The organism is Phytohabitans flavus, from assembly GCF_011764545.1.
Lineage (GTDB): Bacteria > Actinomycetota > Actinomycetes > Mycobacteriales > Micromonosporaceae > Phytohabitans > Phytohabitans flavus.
In genome coordinates this window covers 7,486,227-7,502,138 of record NZ_AP022870.1, presented here as the reverse complement: position 1 = coordinate 7,502,138, position 15,912 = coordinate 7,486,227, and the positions used below count along the sequence as shown (strand labels likewise).

16 protein-coding genes and 2 tRNA genes are annotated in these 15,912 nt (G+C 69.0%); 14 read left to right on the top strand and 4 right to left on the bottom strand.

What is annotated here, in order from left to right; translation table 11 throughout:
* Window positions 1–19 precede the first annotated feature (19 nt).
* From dnaN to Pflav_RS33070, 4 genes are read left to right on the top strand one after another with little or no spacing between them, the layout of a single operon-like run.
* Window positions 20–1,153, top strand: coding sequence for a DNA polymerase III subunit beta (gene dnaN / locus Pflav_RS33085; protein ID WP_173040694.1), 1,134 nt, complete (start codon window positions 20–22; stop codon window positions 1,151–1,153).
* Window positions 1,154–1,198: 45 nt separating this feature from the next.
* Window positions 1,199–2,074: a phosphogluconate dehydrogenase (NAD(+)-dependent, decarboxylating) gene (gene gnd, locus Pflav_RS33080; RefSeq protein WP_173040693.1), complete on the top strand. Its 876-nt coding sequence runs from the start codon at window positions 1,199–1,201 to the stop codon at window positions 2,072–2,074.
* A gap of 7 nt (window positions 2,075–2,081) precedes the next feature.
* Window positions 2,082–3,209 carry a DNA replication/repair protein RecF gene (recF, locus tag Pflav_RS33075; RefSeq protein ID WP_173040692.1) on the top strand — a complete coding sequence of 376 codons (1,128 nt, stop codon included), beginning with the start codon at window positions 2,082–2,084 and terminating at the stop codon, window positions 3,207–3,209.
* The gene (locus tag Pflav_RS33070) at window positions 3,199–3,735 is read left to right on the top strand and encodes a DciA family protein (RefSeq protein WP_232072194.1); all 537 of its coding nucleotides are present in this window, start codon (window positions 3,199–3,201) and stop codon (window positions 3,733–3,735) included. The genes recF and Pflav_RS33070 overlap by 11 nt, the downstream gene beginning before the upstream one ends.
* A gap of 14 nt (window positions 3,736–3,749) precedes the next feature.
* Here Pflav_RS33070 and Pflav_RS33065 read toward each other — a convergent pair whose 3' ends face one another.
* Entirely contained in the window at window positions 3,750–4,304 is a 555-nt protein-coding gene (locus Pflav_RS33065; RefSeq protein WP_173040691.1) for a hypothetical protein, read from the bottom strand.
* A gap of 470 nt (window positions 4,305–4,774) precedes the next feature.
* Here Pflav_RS33065 and gyrB point away from each other — a divergent pair, with 470 nt between their 5' ends.
* From gyrB to Pflav_RS33040, 6 genes are all read left to right on the top strand, one after another.
* Window positions 4,775–6,715: a DNA topoisomerase (ATP-hydrolyzing) subunit B gene (gyrB, locus tag Pflav_RS33060; RefSeq protein WP_173040690.1), complete on the top strand. Its 1,941-nt coding sequence runs from the start codon at window positions 4,775–4,777 to the stop codon at window positions 6,713–6,715.
* Between the two features lie 91 nt (window positions 6,716–6,806).
* Window positions 6,807–9,332 (top strand): DNA gyrase subunit A, encoded by a 2,526-nt coding sequence (gyrA, locus tag Pflav_RS33055; RefSeq protein ID WP_173040689.1) that lies wholly within the window; start codon window positions 6,807–6,809, stop codon window positions 9,330–9,332.
* A gap of 3 nt (window positions 9,333–9,335) precedes the next feature.
* The gene (locus tag Pflav_RS33050) at window positions 9,336–10,193 is read left to right on the top strand and encodes a DUF3566 domain-containing protein (RefSeq protein WP_173040688.1); all 858 of its coding nucleotides are present in this window, start codon (window positions 9,336–9,338) and stop codon (window positions 10,191–10,193) included.
* An 89-nt stretch (window positions 10,194–10,282) separates the two neighbouring features.
* Window positions 10,283–10,356: transfer RNA gene (locus Pflav_RS33045), tRNA-Ile, on the top strand.
* Between the two features lie 176 nt (window positions 10,357–10,532).
* A complete protein-coding gene (locus Pflav_RS46530; RefSeq protein ID WP_232072193.1) occupies window positions 10,533–10,661 on the top strand; it encodes a DLW-39 family protein in 129 nt (42 codons plus the stop codon).
* A 30-nt stretch (window positions 10,662–10,691) separates the two neighbouring features.
* Window positions 10,692–10,764: transfer RNA gene (locus Pflav_RS33040), tRNA-Ala, on the top strand.
* 43 nt (window positions 10,765–10,807) lie between these two features.
* Here Pflav_RS33040 and Pflav_RS33035 read toward each other — a convergent pair.
* Window positions 10,808–11,731, bottom strand: coding sequence for a septum formation family protein (locus tag Pflav_RS33035; RefSeq protein ID WP_173040687.1), 924 nt, complete (start codon window positions 11,729–11,731; stop codon window positions 10,808–10,810).
* A gap of 213 nt (window positions 11,732–11,944) precedes the next feature.
* Between Pflav_RS33035 and Pflav_RS33030 the strand changes: the two genes are divergently transcribed.
* Both Pflav_RS33030 and Pflav_RS33025 read left to right on the top strand, forming a co-directional pair.
* The gene (locus tag Pflav_RS33030; RefSeq protein ID WP_173040686.1) at window positions 11,945–12,508 is read left to right on the top strand and encodes a dihydrofolate reductase family protein; all 564 of its coding nucleotides are present in this window, start codon (window positions 11,945–11,947) and stop codon (window positions 12,506–12,508) included.
* Window positions 12,509–12,558: 50 nt separating this feature from the next.
* Window positions 12,559–13,209, top strand: coding sequence for a TRM11 family SAM-dependent methyltransferase (locus Pflav_RS33025; RefSeq protein WP_173040685.1), 651 nt, complete (start codon window positions 12,559–12,561; stop codon window positions 13,207–13,209).
* 48 nt (window positions 13,210–13,257) lie between these two features.
* Here Pflav_RS33025 and Pflav_RS33020 read toward each other — a convergent pair whose 3' ends face one another.
* Window positions 13,258–14,058 (bottom strand): alpha/beta fold hydrolase, encoded by an 801-nt coding sequence (locus Pflav_RS33020; protein WP_173040684.1) that lies wholly within the window; start codon window positions 14,056–14,058, stop codon window positions 13,258–13,260.
* Between the two features lie 92 nt (window positions 14,059–14,150).
* On the opposite strand from Pflav_RS33020, the gene Pflav_RS33015 reads away from it, so the two are divergent.
* Both Pflav_RS33015 and Pflav_RS33010 read left to right on the top strand, forming a co-directional pair.
* Window positions 14,151–14,921, top strand: a complete 771-nt coding sequence (locus Pflav_RS33015; protein ID WP_232072192.1) for an SDR family oxidoreductase — start codon at window positions 14,151–14,153, stop codon at window positions 14,919–14,921.
* On the top strand, window positions 14,921–15,490 hold the full coding sequence (locus tag Pflav_RS33010) for a YbaK/EbsC family protein (protein ID WP_173042775.1): 570 nt from the start codon (window positions 14,921–14,923) through the stop codon (window positions 15,488–15,490). Before Pflav_RS33015 ends, Pflav_RS33010 begins: the two co-directional genes overlap by 1 nt.
* Before the next feature lie 3 nt (window positions 15,491–15,493).
* Here the strand turns inward: Pflav_RS33010 and Pflav_RS33005 are convergent, their stop codons facing one another.
* Window positions 15,494–15,892: a CBS domain-containing protein gene (locus tag Pflav_RS33005; protein WP_232072191.1), complete on the bottom strand. Its 399-nt coding sequence runs from the start codon at window positions 15,890–15,892 to the stop codon at window positions 15,494–15,496.
* Window positions 15,893–15,912 lie beyond the last annotated feature (20 nt).

Genomic DNA, 15,912 nt, shown 5'->3' with positions numbered 1-15,912 from the left:
TCGACGCGGAGGCACAGGCATGAAGTTCCGAGTTGAGCGCGACGCGCTCGCCGACGCCGTGGCCTGGACGGCGAAGAGCCTGCCCAACCGGCCCTCGGTGCCGGTGCTCGCCGGCGTGATGATGCGGGTGACCGACGGTCAGCTCAACGTGTCCGGCTTCGACTACGAGGTCTCCAGCCAAGTGAGCGTCGATGTGCAGGGTGACGCCGATGGCGCGGCGCTCGTCTCGGGCCGCCTGCTCGCCGAGATCACCAAGGCGCTGCCCGCCAAGCCGGTCGACATCGCCGCCGTCGGTGCCCATCTCGAGCTTGTCTGCGGCAGCGCCCGGTTCACGCTGCCCACCATGCCGGTCGAGGACTATCCGACGCTGCCCGAAATGCCCGACAGCGCGGGCACGATCGACGCGGCCGAGTTCGCCTCCGCGGTGGCGCAGGTGGCGATCGCCGCCGGCCGTGACGAGACGCTGCCGATGATGACCGGCGTCCGCATCGAGCTCAACGGCAGCTCGCTGGCCATGCTCGCGACCGACCGCTACCGGCTGGCGATGCGCGAGATGCAGTGGCGGCCGGAAAATCCCGAGGTGAGCATGAATGCGCTGGTGCCCGCCCGCACGCTCGCCGATACCGCCAAGACGCTCGGCCCGCTCGGCGGTGACGTGACGATGGCGCTCGCCCACGGCGGCGCCGGCGAAGGCATGATCGGCTTTGTCGGTGGTGCCCGGCGCACCACCAGCCGCCTGCTCGACGGCGCCAACTACCCGCCGGTGCGCTCGCTCTTCCCGGCCTCGCACAATGCCGAGGCCCGCGTGTCGGTCGCCGCGCTCAACGAGGTGGTCCGCCGCGTCGCCCTGGTCGCCGACCGCACGACGCCGGTCCTGCTGAGCTTCAGCGACGAAGGGCTCGTGGTCGAGGCCGGCGGCACCGAGGAGGCGCGGGCGAGCGAGGCGATGGAGGCCGCCTTCACCGGCGAGCCGCTGACCATCGGCTTTAACCCGCAGTACCTCCTGGACGGCCTCGCCGCGCTCGGTTCGCCGACCGCGATGCTGTCCTTCGTCGACGCGTTCAAGCCGGCGGTGATTTCGCCGTCCGGCGAGGATGGTGAGATCGTCCCTGGCTACCGGTATCTGATCATGCCAATCCGGGTAACTCGCTGATCGGGCTACCCGGCGGGACAGCAGGACTACAAGGGGGACGAAGTCATGCAGCTAGGGCTGGTGGGCCTTGGCCGGATGGGTGGCAACATGCGTGGCCGGCTGCGCACGGCCGGTCACGAGGTCATCGGGTACGACCGCAATCCGGACGTGAGCGATGTCGCCAGCCTGGCCGAGCTGGTCGAGCGGCTGGCGCCGCCACGCGCGGTGTGGGTGATGGTGCCCTCGTCCGTGACCGACGCCGCGATCGACGAGCTGGCCGCCCTCCTCAACGAGGGTGACCTCATCGTCGACGGAGGCAACTCCCGCTTCAGCGACGACCCGCCCCGCGCAGAGCGGCTGTGGCAGCGCGGCATCGGCTACCTGGACGTCGGTGTCTCCGGCGGTGTCTGGGGTCTGGAAAACGGATACGCGCTGATGGTGGGCGGCGACGCCGAGCATGTGGCCCGGCTCGAGCCGGTCTTCGAGGCACTCAAGCCGCAGGGCCAGTTCGGCTTCGTGCACGCCGGTCCGGTCGGTGCCGGCCACTACGCCAAGATGGTCCACAACGGCATCGAGTACGGGCTGATGCACGCGTACGCCGAGGGGTACGAGCTGCTTGCGAAGTCCGAGATCATTACCGACGTGCCCGGCGTCATCAAGTCGTGGCGGGACGGTTCGGTCGTCGAGTCGTGGCTGCTCGACCTGCTCGACCGGGCGCTCGACGAGGATCCGGACCTGGCCAACCTGAGCGGCTACACCGAGGACACCGGCGAGGGGCGCTGGACTGTGGAGGAGGCGATCCGCCTCGCCGTCCCGATGAACGTGATCGCCGCGTCCCTGTTCGCCCGTTTCGCGTCGCGGCAGGAAGACTCGCCGGCCATGAAGGCGGTCGCCGCGCTCCGCCAGCAGTTCGGCGGGCACGCCGTCCGCAAGCGTCCGTAGTCGACCGATGTACGTCCAACGGCTCGAGCTGGTCGACTTCCGCTCGTACGAGCGGGTGGAGGTCGACCTCGAGCCGGGTGGATCGGTGCTCGTCGGGCAGAACGGCGTCGGCAAGACCAACCTGATCGAGGCCCTCGGGTACGTCGCCACGCTGGGCAGTCACCGGGTCGCCACCGACGCGCCACTGGTTCGCGCAGGGGCGGCCGCGGCGGTGATCCGATGCATCATCGTCCACGACGGACGGGAGCTGCTGGTCGAGCTGGAGCTCGTGCCCGGCAAGGCCAACCGGGCTCGCCTCGGCCGCTCGCCGGTGCGCCGCGCCCGCGACGTGCTCGGTGCGCTGCGGCTCGTGCTCTTCGCCCCGGAAGACCTGGAGCTGGTCCGCGGCGACCCGGCCGAGCGCCGTCGCTACCTCGACGACCTGCTGGTCGCCCGGCAGCCGCGGTACGCGGGCGTGCGGGCTGACTACGACCGGGTGATCAAGCAGCGCAACGCGTTGCTGCGCACGGCGTACCTGGCCCGCAAGACAGGTGGGAGCCGGGGCGGCGACCTGTCCACACTCGACGTGTGGGACGCACACCTGGCCCGCCACGGCGCCGAGCTGCTGGCCGGCCGGCTGGAGCTGGTCGCCGCGCTCACCCCGCACGTGACCAAGGCGTATGACGCGGTCGCGGCCGGCAAGGGCGGAGCGTCGATCACGTACAAGGCCACGGTCCCGGTCGACCCGCCGGACCGAGAGGCGCTGGAGGCCGCGCTCGCCGCCGGGCTCGTAGAGTCCAGGCCGTCGGAGGTGGAGCGGGGAGTGACGCTGGTCGGCCCGCACCGCGACGACCTCACGCTCACGCTGGGCGACCTGCCCGCCAAGGGGTACGCGAGCCACGGTGAGTGCTGGTCGTACGCGCTGGCGCTCCGGCTCGCCGCGTACGACCTGCTGCGCACCGAGGGGATCGAGCCCGTGCTGGTGCTCGACGACGTATTCGCCGAGCTGGACACCGGCCGCCGGGCCCGGCTCGCCGAGCTGGTCGGCGGGGCCAGCCAGCTGCTGGTAACGTGCGCTGTCGCCGAGGACGTGCCGGCGGTTCTCCGCGGGGCGCGATACCAGGTGGCGGAGGGACAGGTGCGCCGTGTCGAGTGAGCCCGAAAGCGAGAAGACCGGACCAGAGCTGGCCCGCGCCGTCCTCGATGCCGCGAAGGCGCGTCGGATGGCGGCACCGCAGCGCCGGCGTGCGCTATCCGATCCGGAGGATGCACGGTCCGGGGCTGGTGGCCGGCGCGCGCGGGGCTACACAGGCTCAGGGCCTGACCCCCGCGACCCACAGGCGTTCGGTGACGTGCTCGCCAAGCTCGTCAAGGCGCGGGGCTGGCAGCGGCCGGCGGCCGAGGCGACCGTTTTCGGGGCCTGGGAGCGGGTCGTCGGCCCGGACATCGCCAAGCACAGCCGGCCGATCAAGCTGGACGACGGCGAGCTGACCGTGGAGGCCGAGTCCACGGCCTGGGCCACCCAGCTGCGCCTGCTGGCGGCGTCGCTACTACAGCGGATCGCGGCTGAGGTCGGCCACAACGTGGTGCGAAAGCTTCACATCCACGGGCCGGCCGCGCCGTCGTGGTCGCGCGGGGCCAGGCGGGTACGCGGTCGCGGCCCGCGCGACACCTACGGCTAAACCGGACGGACGGGTCAGAAGTCGGCGTAGACGGCGAAACCGCGATCGGCGCACCGCCGGTAGAACCGGGACAGCACGCCTAGCTCCGAGCGGGAGAAGCTCCACTGCGGCGCGCCACCCGACTCGTCGCGCAGCCCGTCGAGGCGGTTGTCGAGCCAGCGCAGCTGCTGGTCGGCCAGGCGGCCGCCGGCGAGGGCCGCGCGCAGCACCGCGCCCACCGTGTCGAACGTGACCGCCTCGCCGTGCTCCCGGTGGCTCTCCACGAAGCGCTCCAGGCCGCCGGCGATCCACGCGCAACCGTCCGGGTCGATCACGGGGTCTTCGTCCTCGGCCGCGGCCTCTGTGGCGTACAGCACACCGTCGAGGCCGAGTAGCAGATCGACCAGCTCCGTATATGCGGTAGCGCGGACCGTGCCGGTCTTCGCGACGTGGCCGGCCAGCGCGGCGGTCGGCGCCGAGACCTGTGGGTCGTCCGCGAGCTCGGCGAAGTCGACGAACTCGGCCGGTGCCACCGGGTCGTAAAAACGGCCGGTACGCGGCCATTTCACGGCGACGTTGTCCAGCCCCATCGTGGGGTCACCCTCTCTGTAGCGCAGCGTGACCGTGCGCCCTGCCTGGTGCGATAGGCGCCTGGTCGTTCAAACGGCGCCGGGCAAAATTACGACACGGTGTGCCCTTTGCGCGACCCCCGAGCGGGCACTCCCACAGTTTCGGTCCCGCTGGGCGGTCTTCCGCGTCGGGGTGCCAGTCGTGTGGGGGGAGTCGCGACCGGCGCCCTTCGGCCGCCTATGAACGTCTCAGGTGCCCGCATGGGGTGCCGTGTACCCGGTTTCCGGCTTCCGCACAGTAAGATTGGAGGCGACGAAGACGCCGGGCTATCCGGCGCTCGGAGTGAACGTGATCCGCGGGCGACCGCGGTGACGGGAGCACCCGCCTCAGCATACGTTGCGGTGGCGCGCGCCCCTGCCGCCGTGACTGCCCGCCATACCCCGCGCCCCCGCGCCGACCAGCGCTGGGCGGCGCGAGAAAGTGGCCGAGGGTGGCAGCGCAGAAGAAGCAGGAATACGGCGCCGAGTCGATTACCGTCCTCGAGGGCTTGGAGGCTGTCCGCAAGCGCCCCGGTATGTACATCGGGTCCACCGGCGAACGAGGTCTGCACCACCTGGTCTGGGAGGTCGTCGACAACGCGGTCGACGAGGCGCTGGCCGGCTACTGCGACACCATTGACGTGATCATCCTCGTTGACGGCGGGGTGCGCGTGATCGACAACGGCCGTGGCTTCCCGGTCGACCTGCACCCGAAGCTCAAGAAGCCCGGCGTCGAGGTGGCCCTGACCGTGCTGCACGCCGGCGGCAAGTTCGACGGCAAGGCGTACGCGGTCTCCGGCGGTCTGCACGGCGTGGGCGTCTCGGTCGTCAACGCGCTGTCGGTGCGGATGGAGCTGGAGATCTGGAAGGACGGCTTCACCTACCGCCAGCAGTACCGGGACTCCAAGCCCACCCCGCTGGAGAAGGGCGAGGCCACCACCCGCACCGGCTCCTCGGTCGCGTTCTGGCCGGACCCGCAGGTCTTCGAGACCACGGAGTTCGCCTTCGAGACGATCTACCGCCGAATCCAGGAGATGGCGTTCCTCAACCGCGGGCTCACCATCCACCTGCGCGACGAGCGCACGGTCGAGGACGGCAAGCCGCGCGAGGTGACCTTCCTGTACAAGGGCGGCATCGCCGACTTCGTCCGCCACCTCAACCAGACAAAGAACGCGATCCACAAGACGGTGGTCGAGTTCGGCGCCGAGGAGGAGGGCATGTCGGCGGAGATCGCCATGCAGTGGAACGAGTCGTACGGCGAGTCGGTCTACACCTTCGCCAACACGATCAACACGCACGAGGGCGGCACCCACGAGGAGGGCTTCCGCGCGGCGCTGACCACCGTGGTCAACAAGTACGGCGCGGACAAGAAGCTGCTCAAGGGCGACGAGAAGCTCTCCGGCGAGGACATCCGCGAGGGTCTCGCCGCGATCATCTCGGTGAAGCTGGCCAACCCTCAGTTCGAGGGGCAGACCAAGACCAAGCTCGGGAACACGCCGGTGAAGAGCTTCGTGCAGCGGGTCTGCAACGAGTGGCTGACCGACTGGTTCGAGCGCAACCCGGCCGAGGCCAAGACGATCGTGACGAAGGCGTCGGCCGCGGCCCGCGCCCGCATCGCCGCCGCCCAGGCCCGCAAGCTGGCCCGCCGCAAGTCGCTGCTGGAGTCCGGCTCGATGCCGGGCAAGCTCGCCGACTGCCAGACGACAGACCCGCGCGAGTCGGAGATGTTCATCGTCGAGGGCGACTCCGCCGGCGGCTCGGCCAAGCAGGGGCGCGACCCGCGTACGCAGGCGATCCTGCCCATCCGCGGCAAGATCCTCAACGTCGAGAAGGCCCGGATCGACCGGGTGCTGAAGAACAACGAGGTCCAGTCGCTGATCACCGCGCTCGGCACCGGCGTGCACGAGGACTTCGACATCGAAAAGCTGCGGTACCACAAGATCATCCTCATGGCGGACGCCGACGTCGACGGCCAGCACATCCAGACGCTGCTGCTGACGCTGCTCTTCCGCTTCATGCGGCCGCTGGTCGAGCTTGGCCACGTCTACCTGGCAGCCCCGCCGCTTTACAAGATCAAGTGGAACAAAAAGGGCGATGACGCGCAGTACGCGTACTCGGACCGCGAGCGGGACGGGCTGATCCGGCTCCGCCAGGAGAAGAAGCCCAACGCCAAGCCGGACGACATCCAGCGGTTCAAGGGTCTCGGCGAGATGAACTACCCGGAGCTGTGGGACACCACGATGAACCCGGCCACCCGTACGCTCCGTCAGGTGACCCTGGACGACGCCGCGACCGCGGATGAGCTGTTCAGCGTCCTGATGGGGGAGGACGTGGAGGCCCGTCGCTCGTTCATCCAGCGCAACGCGAAGGACGTGCGCTTCCTGGACATCTAGCGCGGCCCGCAAACTTATCCACAGCTTTTGCAGTTTCCACAGCCGTTGTCCACAGGCTTTATGCGGCTTTTAGTCTGATGAGGGTTTGATTGTGACGGACACTCCATTCGATAGCGAACCGGAAGACTCGAGCGACGCCGACGAAAGCGGCGAGGGCGGCGCCCAGCGCCTCCGGGTCGAGCCGGTCGGACTCGAGGTGGAGATGCAGCGCTCCTACCTCGACTACGCGATGAGCGTGATCGTCGGCCGGGCGCTGCCGGACGTGCGCGACGGCCTCAAGCCCGTGCACCGCAAGATCCTCTACGCCATGTACGACTCGGGGTACCGCCCGGACCGCGGCTACGTGAAGTGCTCCCGCGTCGTCGGCGACGTCATGGGCCAGTTCCACCCCCACGGCGACTCGGCCATCTACGACGCGCTCGTCCGCATGGCCCAGCCGTGGTCCCTGCGGTACCCCCTGGTCGACGGCAACGGCAACTTCGGCTCGCCGGGCAACGACCCAGCAGCCGCGATGAGGTACACCGAATGCAAGCTCGACCCGCTGGCTATGGAGATGCTGCGGGACATCGACGAAGACACCGTCGATATGCAGGACAACTACGACGGCCGGGCCAAGGAGCCCACGATCCTGCCGTCGCGGATTCCCAACCTGCTGATCAACGGGTCCGAGGGCATCGCGGTCGGCATGGCGACCAAGATCCCGCCGCACAACCTGCGGGAGATCGCGGCCGCCGTGCAGTGGTGCCTTGAGCACCCAGAGGCTGACGAGGCGACCACGCTCGACGAGCTGATCCAAATCGTCAAGGGTCCGGACTTCCCGACGTACGGCCTCATCGTCGGCATGGCCGCCATCCAGGACGCGTACCGGACCGGCCGCGGCTCGATCCGGATGCGCGCGGTGGTCGAGGTCGAAGAGGACAAGAAGGGCCGCGCCTGCCTCGTCGTCACCGAGCTGCCGTACCAGGTGAACCCGGACAACCTCGCCGAGCGGATCGCCGAGCTGGTCAAGGAGGGCAAGCTCGCCGGCATCGCGGACATCCGCGACGAGTCCTCCGGCCGTACCGGCATGCGTATCGTGATCGTGCTCAAGCGCGACGCGGTGGCGAAGGTCGTGCTCAACAACCTGTACAAGCACACCCAGCTACAGGAGACCTTCGGCGCGAACATGCTGGCGCTGGTCGACGGCGTCCCGCGCACGCTCAACCTGGCCCAGTTCATCCGGTACTACGTCGAGCACCAGATCGACGTCATCCGCCGGCGCACGGCCTTCCGGCTGCGCAAGGCGGAGGAGCGGGCGCACATCCTGCGCGGTCTGGTCAAGGCGCTCGATGCGCTCGACGAGGTCATCGCGCTCATCCGGCGCTCACCGACGGTCGAGGAAGCGCGGACCGGCCTCATCCAGCTGCTCGATATCGACGAGGTACAGGCGACGGCCATCCTCGACATGCAGCTGCGCCGCCTGGCCGCCCTCGAGCGCCAGAAGATCATCGACGAGCTGGCCAAGATCGAGGTGGAGATCGCCGACCTCAGGGACATCCTGGCCAAGCCCGAGCGGCAGCGGAAGATCGTCTCGGAGGAGCTGGCCGAGATCGTCGCCAAGTGGGGCGACGACCGTCGCACCAAGATCGTGCCGTTCGACGGCGAGGTCTCGATGGAAGACCTCATCGCGCGCGAGGACGTGGTGGTCACGATCACACGGACCGGGTACGCCAAGCGCACGAAGGTCGACCTTTACCGCTCGCAGCGCCGCGGCGGCAAGGGGGTGAGCGGGGCTTCACTCCGCCAGGACGACATCGTCAGCCACTTCTTCATCACATCGACGCACTCCTGGATGCTGTTCTTCACGAACAAGGGCCGGGTGTACCGCGCGAAGGCGTACGAGCTGCCCGAGGCGAGCCGCGTGGCCAAGGGACAGCACGTCGCCAACCTGCTGGCCTTCCAGCCGGACGAGCACATCGCGCAGGTCATCGTGATCCAGAACTACCAGGTGGCGCCGTACCTTGTGCTCGCCACTAAGAATGGCCTAGTGAAGAAGACGAGGCTGGAGGAGTTCGACTCCAACCGCGCTGGCGGCATCATCGGTATCAACCTGCGGGACGAGGACGAGATGGTCGGGGCGGCGCTCGCCGGCCCGCAGGACGACCTCCTGCTGGTGTCCAAGAACGCACAGGCGATCCGGTTCAACGCGACCGATGAGGCGCTACGTCCGATGGGGCGGGCTACCTCGGGTGTGATAGGCATGCGGTTCAGCGAGGACGACGTGCTTCTCGCGATGGAGGTCGTACGCGAGGGCATGGATGTTTTGGTGGCGACCAACGGCGGGTATGCCAAGCGAACACCGATCGAGGAGTACCCGGTGCAGGGGCGCGGTGGCAAGGGCGTGTTGACTGCGAAGATCACCGAGCGCCGTGGTGCACTTGTGGGTGCGGTCGTCATCAACCCGGACGACGAGCTGTTTGCCATCACAAGTAACGGTGGAGTTATCCGGACTCCGGTGAAGCCTGTACGCCGCACTCGCGATCGGAACACAATGGGGGTCAAGTTGATGGACCTGCCAGACGGTGTAACCATCGTGGCCATTGCTCGCAATGCCGACGAGCCTGACGAACAGGACTAGTTGATGACGGAGACACAGGCGAAGTCGGGGGCTGCGGGGACCTCGACCAACCCGGTCGAGGAGGAGGCCGCTCCAAGCGGCACACCGGCGACCGGCCGCGCGGTCGTGGGCCGGGCGGCTGTCCCCGCTGAGGCACCGTCCCCGAAGTTCACTCGGGCTCCCGGCATGCCGCCGCCACCGGACCAGCCGATGGCCGACGGGCAGAAGCCTCCGGTCGCTCCCGGCCCCGCCACTCAGGTGGTCGCCGGCAAGGCGCCGGTGAGTTCGCCCCCCGCGGGCGCCACGCAGGTCAATCCGAGCCTCCTGCCGGGCGGGCCGGCCATGCCACCGGGCGTGAATCCGCGCCTGGGCACCGGCCGGGCTGCCCCGGGCGGAGCGCCGGTGCGTACGGTGGGCGCCGCGGGTGCGACAGGCGCGGCAGCGGTGGGCGCGGCCCGGGTCGGCGAGGCGGTGCGAGCGGCGCGCAGTACGGTCGCGTCCGCGGCCTCTCGCGGCCCACGGCGGGCGAAGCTGAACGTGAAGCGCATCGACCCGTGGTCGGTGATGAAGTTCTCCTTCGCGGTGTCGCTGGTGCTGTTCATCGTGGTGATCGTGGCCACCTCCGTGCTGTACCTCGCACTCGACGCTATGGGCGTCTTCGAGAGCGTCAACAGCAGCCTCACCGACCTGGTGAGCGCCGGCGGTGGGGAAAACGCGAGCACGTTCCGGATCACCGCGAAGGGCGTCATCGGTACGTCCGCGCTGATCGGGGCGGTCAACGTCGTGCTCTTCACGGCGCTAGCTACGCTCGGGGCCTTCATCTACAACGTCTGTGCCGACCTCGTCGGCGGCGTCGAGCTGACCCTGGCCGAACGGGACTAACAAGGACATTGGGGGCGCTCGGAGGGACGGGCGCCCCAACTTGGGAGAAGCTTCCCGGGTACGGTAACCTTGCTCGTCGCCGCACATGCGGGGCTATAGCTCAGTCGGTTAGAGCGCAGAGCTGATAACTCTGAGGTCGCTGGTTCGATTCCAGCTAGCCCCACGAGCCGGTCAAGGCAGTCCGCCGACCTTTGGTCGGCTTTGCCATTGGCCGCAATAGTTTCGGGGCCGAGCCGTGGACCCTCGCCGGTGTCTCGGTCGGGGGTCCAAAGAATGACCGCACAAGGTTCACCCCCGTCCATCCGGCCGAGATAACTCAACCTGAAGGGGATAACCCCAATGTGGAAGAAGCTCCTTATCATCGCCGGTGTGATCGGCGCTGCTGCCTTGATCGCGAAGAAGGTCAAGGAGTCCAACGACGAGCGCGCCCTGTGGCACGAGGCCACCACGGCGCCCGACCTCCGCTAGTCCACCCGTAGGCGGCCCGCGCCGCCAGCGGGGGCCGTAGCTCAACTGGCAGAGCACTGCCTTTGCAAGGCAGGGGTTAGGGGTTCGAGTCCCCTCGGCTCCACCCGAGCGTTTCGCAGCTCAGCGGCCAGAGCGACCGTGGGGCGTCAGCGGATCGGCAGCACGCCCGGACCCGCGCCCTTCATCGATCGCCGCACATCCCCGTCATACATCCATAGGAAACACCGGATGCCGCGGTCGCCAGAACGCCACTCCTCCTCACTGACTTCGTAGAAAAACGTGCCCACCCGGTAGGTGAGGTTGCGGTCGTTGGGCAGCTTGGCGAAGGTGGCGACGACGCCGAGGCACCCGGCCCGGATCCCTTGGGTGTTCTGGATGAAGTCGGTATAGCTGGCGTCCGGCGCCGTCCAGATGCCGGCGAACTCGGTGCGGTGCGGTGAGGTGCACGGGGCCGCGATCAGGTCGTCGATGCGCTCTCCATCCTTCGTCATCACCGGACGGAAGCAGCCGTACGGCAGCTTGGGCTCGTCTTTCAGCGCGTCCTTGAGTGGCGTGCGGCGGGACGCGCCGTTGTACGTGCTGATCGATTCGAGCTGCCGCAGGTCGCAGCGAAACCACCGGCCGCCACCCGACCACGCCTGCAACGACGGCAGGACCAGGTCGAGCTTCAGCGGGCCGTGGCGCCAGTCGCCGCCGACGTACTCCTTGGCCTTGGCGTCGCACTCGGCGAACGCGGCGAGCGTGGGCTTCGTGCCACGCGCGGGCATCGTGGCGCGCTCGGCGTCGGCCCCGGTGAACTGCCCCACATGTATCGTCTCCGCGCCGTGCAGCGCGTTGCAGTCGATCGGGAAGTAGATCCCCTGAGACACCTCGGTGAGTGGCATGCCGACGGCGTGGCAGACGCCCGACGCCGGGACGAACGGCTTGGGCTCCGGCACCGCCGCCCAGTCGTCGGTCAGGTCACCGTCGACGCCGGCAGGCGGGGCGCAGCCGACGAGGCCCGCCACCACCAGTACGCCCAGCGCCAGCCACCGCATCCGCCGCATCGTCCACCCTCCCAGCCAATTCATCCGGCGGGAGCATAGGGCACGGGCTGCCGGAGCGGTGGCCTGTCACATTCGCCCCCGCTGATCTCGGATCGTGTCGGCTACGCGGCGCGTTGGACGGGTCCGCGGCGAAGAGCGCGGCCGCCTGAAAATTTCCCCACGGGGATGTCGATACGCGTCCGCCGGCTCCGACCTCGCTGTGACAGCACACGAGGAACGGATGCCTAGGAGGCGGCCATGAGCAAGATCATCTACTGGGTGCACACGTCGGTGGACGGCTTCGTCGACGGGCCCAACGGGGAGTTCGACTGGCCGGTGTTGGGGCCGGAGCTGTCCGCGTACTCGGAAAGCTTGGACGAGGGCGTCGGGACGCTGCTGTTCGGGCGGCCGGTGTGGGAAATGATGGTGGGCTTTTGGCCGGAGGCGGAGTCCCTCTCGGACGATCCGCACACTGCCAGGTTCGCCCCGTTCTGGCGTGCCACCCCGAAGATCGTTTTCTCCCGCACGTATCAGGGAGACATGTGGACCAGCCGCGTGATCAGCGCAAACCTGGCCGAGGAGGTGTCCGCGCTCAAGGCTGACAGCGCCGGCGACATGCTGCTCACCGGCGGCGCCGGCCTGGCCGCGGCACTGACCGAGCTGGGGCTCATCGACGAGTACCACATCGCGGTGCACCCGGTCGTGCTCGGCGGTGGCCGAAGGCTCTTCGCGGAGCCGGACCACCGCAAGAACCTGCGGCTTGTCGACTCGCGCACCCTGGACGGCAAGGTGGTGGTGAGCCACTACACGCTCGCCACGTGACCAGCTGACGTGGGTCGGTGCGAGTGGGTCCGTGGCCGGATACTGGCGCAGTGAAGTCGTGGCTGTACCTGAAGTTGGCTGACCTGATCGCGGAGCGCCTGGATGGCGCCGAGGAAGACGTGCACTATCCGGAGGCGCTGGTCGAGGCGGCACTGGAGGAGTTCACGTCGCCGGGTGACCTTGTGCTCGACCCGTTCGCTGGCTTTGGCACCACGCTGGTGGTGGCCGAGCGGATGGGGCGGCGGGCGATCGGCGTCGAGCTGCTCGACGAGCGTGTCGAGCTGATCCGGGGGCGGCTGAAGGGCGGTGACGTCCGGGTCGTGCAGGGCGACGCGCGTAACCTGTCGTCGCTCGTCGACGGCCCGGTCGACCTGTGCATGACCTCGCCGCCGTACATGACCGCCACTGGCCACCCGGAAAACCCGCTGGAGGCGTACGAGACGCTCGACGGCGACTACGTGACCTACCTGGCCGAGATCGGCGACGTCTTCCGGCAGGTCGCGGGGCTGCTCCGGCCCCAGGGGCACGCCGTGGTCAACGTGGCCAACCTCGAGGACGACGGGTTCATCACGCCGCTCGCCTGGGACATGGGGCGCGTGCTCTGCCGCCATCTCGACCTGCGGCAGGAGACGTTTCTGTGCTGGGACGAGCTGCTCCCCGGCCTCAGCGGCGACTACTGCCTGACCTACGAAAAAGCCTGAGCCGCAGCGGAGCCTGAGTAGACGGCTGAGCCCCATCGGGGCTGGGCCTCAGGCGAAGACCTTGGCCGCGAACGCGACGACCGCCGGGTTGACCACGTCTGGCGAGTCGGCCTGTGGATAGTGGCCCGAGTTTGGCACCACCAGGAGCTCGCCGCGCAGGCGCTCGGCAGCGAACCGGGCCTCGGCCGCCGGGTCGGGAAAGTCGGGGTCCTTTTCGCCCATGACGATCAGCGCGGGCGCGCGCACGTCGCCGAGGCGGGCCTCGACCGGGGCGTGGCTGGTGCCCGTGGTCCGCACGAAGGAGCGCCAGTGGTCGCCACGGCGCAGGCTGGTGCCGATGCGGTCCAGATGGGCGGCGAGGTCGGCGGGGCGGCTGCCCGGGTAGAGGGTCTTGTAGAACGCTCGCCAGGCGGCCGGCCCCCACGGCTTGACCAGCGCCAGGCGCATCACCAGCCGCATGAGCGGGTTGGGCTTGGCGTCGCGCACCCAGGGGCCCATCAGCGCCAGGCCGGCGACGAGCCCGGGCTCCTCGGCGGCCGCGATGATCGAGCCAGCGGCGCCCATCGAATTGCCGACCAGCAGCGCCGGCCCGCCAAGGTGGGTGACCAGCGCTCGGATGTCGGAGGCGAGCGCCGGGTCGTCGTATGCGCTGAAGCCGTCGTCGCTCTCCCCGTGCCCGCGCAGGTCCATCGCCGCTACCCGGTATCCCGCTCCGAGCAGCGCGGGGATCGTGAAGCGGAAGGTGGAGCGCAGGTCGCCCATGCCGGGCACGCACACGGCGAGCGGCCCTTCGCCCTGCACCTCGTACGCGATCCGACCCTCGCCGCAATCCAGGTAACTAGTTGTCATAGCTAAAAAGCTAACAGCATTAGCCAATCTCGTCAAGGTATCCCCGTCACGTTCCGCCGGCACCGCCCGTCCAAACATTCATGAAGGTTCTCGTGACAGGCGCGAGCGGCGTGCTCGGCAGAGCTGTGGTCCCCCGCCTTGAAGAGGACGGCCACGAGGTGCGCCGCACCAGCCGCCGCCCCAGGGCCGGCTGGGTCAGGGCCGACGTCGCGACAGGAAAAGGACTGGCGGAAGCGGTCGCCGGCATGGACGCGGTGGTCCACCTCGCCTCGGCGACGAGGCAGTACCGCAAGGCCGGCGAGGTTGACGTCGCCGGTACCCGCCGCCTGGCCAGCGCCGCCGAGCGGGCCGGCGTGCGGCACCTCGTGTACATCTCGATCGTCGGCATCGACCGGATTCCGTTCGGCTACTACCGCCACAAGCTTGCGGCGGAGAAGGTCCTCCAAGCCCGCCCGATCCCGTGGTCGATCCTGCGGGCCACGCAGTTTCCACAGCTTGTGGACGAACGCTTCCTGCCGCTCGCGAGCCGGCTGGGCGTGCTCGTCGCCGACCCGGGGATCGCTGTCCAGCTGGTGGACCCGCGCGACGTCGCCGACCGGATCGCGGTACTCCTGGCCGCGGGGCCGAGCCGCCAGGTGGAGAACTTCGGCGGGCCGGAGGTGGAGACCTCGGAGGAAATCGTCCGCGCCTGGCTGCGCGCGACCGGCAAGCGCCGGCCGGTGTTCTCGCTGCGCCTGCCGGGCAAGACGCCTCGGGCGATGCGAGAAGGAGCGCTCACGACCACCGACCAGCCCACCGGTACCCGGACCTGGCGGGCCTACCTCGCCGAGCGCTATACGCCGGTGCGAGACTCGCAGGCGTGATTGGGACCTTGAAGACCGAACCGGCCCGCAGCAGGCCGGACCTGCTCGCCGTGCCCACCGCAGCCGCGATCGAGGCCTGGCCGGCGGACGCGCCCGTCGACGTGGACGAGGTGCTTGTCGCGCCGATCGACGCGACGCTCGCGGATACGGCGGCGTTCTGTGAGGCGTACGAGGTGGGTCTGGACATCTCGGCCAACTGCGTGGTGGTCGCTGGAAAGCGCGAGGGCGTGACCCGGTACGCGGCCTGCGTCATCCTGGCCACCACCCGGGCCGACGTCAACGGCGTGGTCCGCAAGATGCTCGATGTACGCAAGGCGAGCTTCGCGCCGATGGCGGAGGCGGTGGAGCTGACCGGCATGGAGTACGGCGGGATCACCCCGGTCGGCCTCCCTGAGGACTGGCCTATCCTTGTCGACTCCCGCGTGATCGCCGCGCAGCACGTGATCGTCGGCTCCGGCATACGGGCCAGCAAGATCGCGCTGCCCGGGCCGGCGCTCGGTTCACTCCCGAACGCCCAGGTGGTCGAGGATCTAGCCAAACCCGTCGATACCGTTGCACGTGAAACCTGAAGATCAACCGTTGGGTGCGGCCTCGGTGATGTCGCTCAGCACGGACGACGGGTCCAGGTGCATCGCGAGGTCGCCCAGCGCGATGACGCCTACGAGCTGGCGGTCGGCGTCGCACACGAGCAGCCGCCGTACCGCCCGCTCGCGCATCAGCCGGACCGCCTCCTGCGGGCTGGCGTCCTGCTGAATCATCCACAGGCCGGTGCTGGTTATCGAGCCGACCGTAGTTTGGCTGGGGTCCCGCCCTTCGGCGACGCTCCGGACCACGATGTCATGGTCGGTAAGGATTCCGGACAGTGCCGATCCGTCCGTCACCACGATGTCGCCGATGTCGGCCGAGCGCATCGCCTGCGCGGCCTCATCCACAGTGGTCTCTGCGGGTAAGTAGACAACCTGCCTGGTCATCACGTCGCCCACAGTTCGGG